This window comes from Pseudomonas sp. MF08875, assembly GCF_059862525.1.
The window spans coordinates 1-1,128 of the sequence record NZ_JCBCUW010000127.1; the positions used below are offsets into that span (position 1 = coordinate 1).

Consider the following 1,128-nt stretch of genomic DNA (forward strand, 5'->3'; position numbering starts at 1 on the left):
GGCTGAAACCTTGGGCAAGGCCGAGTTGAAGGGTCGCACGTTCGGGGATACTGAGTTCGTGATAGGACATAGTGGCAGCACCGTACCGGAAAGGTCAGGTGTTGCACTCAGTTTTTGCGGCCGCCCGTTCTTTTGTCTCTTTTGCAGTGATCTCACTTACGTTAGGAGTTGCAGTCTCAGGAAGTGGGCCATATTTGAGGTTGTTAATGTCTAGGACTAAAAGCGCTTCGCTTTTAAGTGTGCTAAGGCTTTTAGAATCACTAGCAAAGCGTTTGGCAGCAGAAAAAATTTTGAAAATGATGCGGAGTGGGTTAGCACGGTTGGCATGGGTTGGATTGGTAATAAGTGGAGTTATTTGGGTTTTAGAACCTGAGCCAATTGAGTCATGGTGTGAGAGTTCAGTATTCCGTAAAGATAAGAAAAATAATGGTTTTAAGCAGCAGGGTGATGAGTTGCTTGAGCTGGAAGCGGTATTTAATAAAATGGTGGAGGTATAATGTTTGTTTTTGAACGGCTTCTCTGGTCCTTAAGATCCGAAAGCCCTGAAAGACGAGAGTTTTGGGATAAAGAAACAGCTGAAAAAAAAGATGAAGATGACGGCTCGTTTTTTAAGTCTGTATTGCATGTTAAAGGTGATGATAAAACTTGGGGGTACTATGAGTCTGCCAGCTTAACTCCAGTCGATGCGCAATCGCTTTATGCATTTAATGACTATTATATTGATGTTCGTGCAGCATTTCAGGAGGAAAAGCGTGGCCTGATAACGTTTGGGTTTTTATCCATGGTGCTTGGTTTGAATGTGTATTTGTTATATGCCTCGGTCTTGTTTCCGTTAGAGTTGTACGTGATGGGTAATACCTATCATGAACGTTGGGATTTGGGTAATTTAGTTTTTGGGATGTTTTTCTTAGTGCTGATGGTAGTTGGTAATTACTACTTTTGGAAATATACGTGGCGTTGGATACGTGTAGAACTATTTACCCAGCGCCATCTCATTGCCCGGGCGGCGGCAAAAACTGAGTGCAACACCTGACCTTTCCGGTACGGTGTTGCCCCTATGTCTTATTCCGAACTCAGCGTTGAAGAACGCGCCACCATTCAAATCGCTCGTGCCCAAGCGTTCAGCCT

At 44.1% G+C, this 1,128-nt stretch carries 2 protein-coding genes; both read left to right on the top strand.

The window, feature by feature from the left end; genetic code table 11:
• The first annotated feature begins 206 nt into the window (after window positions 1–206).
• Window positions 207–497, top strand: a complete 291-nt coding sequence (locus AC19YT_RS28240; RefSeq protein WP_500611388.1) for a hypothetical protein — start codon at window positions 207–209, stop codon at window positions 495–497.
• Entirely contained in the window at window positions 497–1,033 is a 537-nt protein-coding gene (locus AC19YT_RS28245) for a hypothetical protein (RefSeq protein WP_500611389.1), read from the top strand. The genes AC19YT_RS28240 and AC19YT_RS28245 overlap by 1 nt, the downstream gene beginning before the upstream one ends.
• Window positions 1,034–1,128 lie beyond the last annotated feature (95 nt).

What these genes read in the sequence shown, in the direction of transcription:
- AC19YT_RS28240 (WP_500611388.1), top strand. Translation starts at nt 207, where the DNA reads ATGTCTAGGACTAAAAGCGCTTCGCTTTTAAGTGTGCTAAGGCTTTTA.
- AC19YT_RS28245 (WP_500611389.1), top strand. Translation starts at nt 497, where the DNA reads ATGTTTGTTTTTGAACGGCTTCTCTGGTCCTTAAGATCCGAAAGCCCT.